Raw genomic sequence first — 3,179 nt, 5'->3', positions numbered from 1 at the left:
GGCATCAGCGCGACCCCGACGGCCTGGATCAGCAGGATCACGAGCAGGACGAGGTAGACCAGTCGCGTCGGCGCGGGCAGGAACTGGATGAGCAGCGCGGAGAGCAGCGCCCCGCTTCCGGTTCCGATGCCCGGGGCGAGCGAGTTCGCGAGGGTTCCCCGGGCCCGGTCGATGTCGAGCATGGCAGCGCCCACGGCCCCGGTGGCGGCACCGGCGGCCAGCCCCTGCACGAGGCGGGCGATCAGCAGGGCGGCGACGCCGTTGGCGAAGACGAAGACGACGAGCGCGAGGATCTGCACCGCGATCGCGACGGCCAGCACCGGCCGCCGGCCGAGGTGGTCGGAGAGCTTGCCGAAGACGAGCAGGGACCCCAGCACGGCGAGCGCGTAGACGGCGAACACCACTGTGGTCGTGACCGGCGAGAAGTGCCAGCGTTCCTGGTACACGCCGTAGAGCGGGGTCGGGGCCGCCGACGCGGCCAGGAACGACACCAGGATCGACGCGAGCAGCACCAGGGAGGCCGTCGGCGAGAGTCGGGCCCGCCCTGAGATCGACATGTCGGTGCTCCTCGGCTGCACGAAGACGGTCCGGCCCGGGCGTCACGCCGGCCGCGCGGCCACGGCGGCGTACCCGGCCGGCACCGTCGTATGCCAGTTCGACCGGTTCGGCGCGGTCCGCCGCGGTTGCGCCCGCCCCGAAAAGCGCCGGGGTACGACGTCGCGTGCCGCCGGTTCAGCCCTCGGGGTCCTGACCGCCGGAGGGGAGGCTGGCCACGCCACGGCCCAGTGCGTCCCGGAAGTCGCGGTACCGGTCGGGGCCGAGCGTTTCGGCGAGGTTCTGCTCGATCAGGTGCACGACGGCGTCGGAGGCCGCCATGAAGCTGAGGCCCCGGTCCGTCGGCACGATCAGCTTCGCGCGGCGGTCGGCCGGGTCGGGCGTACGCCGGACGTAGCCCAGTCGCTCCAACTCGTCGAGGATCGCGCCCATCGTCTGCTTGTTGCGCCCGGCCAGCCGGGCCAGCTCGCCGGGGCGGGTGCCCTCGGCGTCGAGGTAGGCCAGCACCGCGCCGTGGCGGGGCCGGACGTCGTCGAAGCCCTGCTCGGCCGAACGTCGGAAGATCTCCCGCTGGACGCGGGCGGAGAGCTGCACGGCCAGGATCCCGAGGTCAGGGTCCTGCTCCTTCAGTGTGCTGCGCTTCATACTTTGGTCCAATCATTGGACTGTACAAGTTTTGGACTATATCGTCGCTGGCGGCGACCGATGATCCGATCTCGGTCCGCCTGACCGAGAGGATGACCATGACCATTCTGATAACCGGGGCAAACGGCACCGTGTCGCGGGAGGTGCTGCGGGAGTTGGCCGGCAAGCAGCCGGTCCGCGCGCTCGTACGGGACGTGGCACGTACGCCAGGTCTCGACGGAGTCGACTACGTCGTCGGCGACCTGGACCGCCCCACCACGCTGACCTCGGCGTTCGAGGGCGTGACGACGCTGTGGCTGCTGATGCCGATGGGTCCGCTCGCCCCGAGCCAGAGCATGAACGCGGTGTGGGCGGCCCGGCAGGCCGGCGTGCGGCACATCGTCCGGCTCTCCGCGATCGGCGCCGCGCACGACGCGCCGACCCGCAACGGCCGACTGCACGCGCTTTCCGACGCGGAGCTGCAGGAGTCGGGCATCGGGTGGACGATCCTGCGGCCGAGCCACTTCATGCAGAACCTGCTCGCCGCCAAGGCCGGTGAGCACCTCTTCGGGCTCTTCGGTGACGCCCGGGTCGGCCTGATCGACGCCCGGGACATCGCCGCCGCGGGAGCGGCGATCCTCGCCGCACCCGAGCAGCACCAGGGCATGATCTACACGCCCACCGGCCCGGAGAGCATCACGCTGGACCAGGCGGCGGACGAGATGGCCCGTACGCTCGGCCAGCCGGTGCGCTACGTGCCGCAGAGCCCGGAACAGACGCGCGACGGCCTGCTCCAGGCCGGCCTCGACCACTGGTCGGCCGAGGTCCTCGCCGAGTACCGGGTCGCCTACGGTTCGGGGTGGGGTGACTTCACCAACGACCATGTCGAGCGGATCGTTGGGCGGCAGCCACGGACCTTCGCCGAGTTCGTCAGCGATCACCGCGAGCAGTTCGCGAGCCTCTGACCCGTCGACAGCTCGACACGGGTGCCCTCCGGCGCGATCGCACCGGAGGGCACCGGGCTCGGGCGCACCGGACGGTGGTGCGCGGGTCAGTGCTCCGGCCGGCCCCCGTCGTCCGGCACCGTCGTCGAGTCCCGCTCGGTCGTTCGGAAGCGCTGCTGGTAGGCGCGGGGCGACACCCCCACCCGGGCGAGGAACATCCGGCGCAACGTCTCCGGGCTGCCGATGCCGACCTGTCGGGCGGAGGCGGTGACCGACTTCCCCGCGTGCAGCAACCGGATGGCCGCGTCGACCCGCACGCCCTCCACGTACTTGCTGGGGGTGCTGCCCAGCTCCTGCCGGAACATCCGGGAGAGGTGACGGGGGCTCACGTGCGCCCGGGCGGCGAGGGCCGGCACCGAATGGTCGTCGGCCGGGTCGGCTGCCACCGCGTCGATCACCTGCCGCAGCACCGGAGTGCGGGGTCGGGGCAGGGCGAGCGACGGCGAGAACTGCGACTGGCCGCCCGGCCGTTGCAGGAAGACGACGAGCGACTGGGCCACCGACCGGGCGATCTCCGCACCATGGTCACGCTCCACCAGGGCGAGCGCGAGGTCGATGCCGGCGGACACGCCGGCGGAGGTGAAGATCGTCCCGTCCCGTACGAAGATCGCGTCGCTCTCGACGTGGACCTGCGGGAAGGCGGCGGACAGCAACCGGGCGTGCTGCCAGTGCGTCGTCGCCCGCCGACCGTCCATCAGGCCGGCGGCGGCCAGGACGAACGCGCCGGTGCAGACCGCGGCGGTGCGCCCGGCGGTGCGGGACAGCGTGGCGGCAGCGGCGGTGAGGTCGGCACTGATCGGGCGCACCGCCAACGCGTCGCCGCCGACCACGAGGGCGGTTCCGACGTCGGTCGCCGCGTCGACCGCGCCGTCGACCTGAACGAGTAGGCCCGTCGAGGCACGGACGGCGGCGCCGTCACCGGAGCGCACCTCCAGCTCGTAGCGCGCGCCGAACTTGGCGGCCTCGGCGAAGACCTCGAACGGTCCGGCGAGGTCC

4 protein-coding genes are annotated in these 3,179 nt (G+C 72.5%); 1 reads left to right on the top strand and 3 read right to left on the bottom strand.

Features of this window, described 5'->3' with window-relative positions; all coding sequences use genetic code 11:
• Both KBX53_RS27315 and KBX53_RS27310 read right to left on the bottom strand, forming a co-directional pair.
• A partial coding sequence (locus tag KBX53_RS27315; RefSeq protein ID WP_210862411.1) for an MFS transporter occupies positions 1–557 on the bottom strand: 557 nt, incomplete at its 3' end.
• Positions 558–732: 175 nt separating this feature from the next.
• Entirely contained in the window at positions 733–1,212 is a 480-nt protein-coding gene (locus KBX53_RS27310) for a MarR family winged helix-turn-helix transcriptional regulator (protein WP_247676301.1), read from the bottom strand.
• Between the two features lie 86 nt (positions 1,213–1,298).
• On the opposite strand from KBX53_RS27310, the gene KBX53_RS27305 reads away from it, so the two are divergent.
• Complete coding sequence (locus KBX53_RS27305) at positions 1,299–2,144, top strand: NAD(P)H-binding protein (protein ID WP_210862410.1); 846 nt, start codon at positions 1,299–1,301, stop codon at positions 2,142–2,144.
• Positions 2,145–2,230: 86 nt separating this feature from the next.
• Here the strand turns inward: KBX53_RS27305 and KBX53_RS27300 are convergent.
• Positions 2,231–3,179: GlxA family transcriptional regulator (locus tag KBX53_RS27300; RefSeq protein WP_210862408.1), on the bottom strand; the 949-nt coding region annotated here is incomplete at its 5' end.

Origin of the sequence: Micromonospora sp. M51 (assembly GCF_018070305.1) — a bacterium.
Taxonomy (GTDB): domain Bacteria; phylum Actinomycetota; class Actinomycetes; order Mycobacteriales; family Micromonosporaceae; genus Micromonospora; species Micromonospora parva.
Note: the sequence above shows the minus strand (reverse complement) of the source record. Positions and strands in the feature narration are given on the sequence as shown.

What these genes read in the sequence shown, in the direction of transcription:
- KBX53_RS27305 (WP_210862410.1), top strand. Translation starts at nt 1,299, where the DNA reads ATGACCATTCTGATAACCGGGGCAAACGGCACCGTGTCGCGGGAGGTG.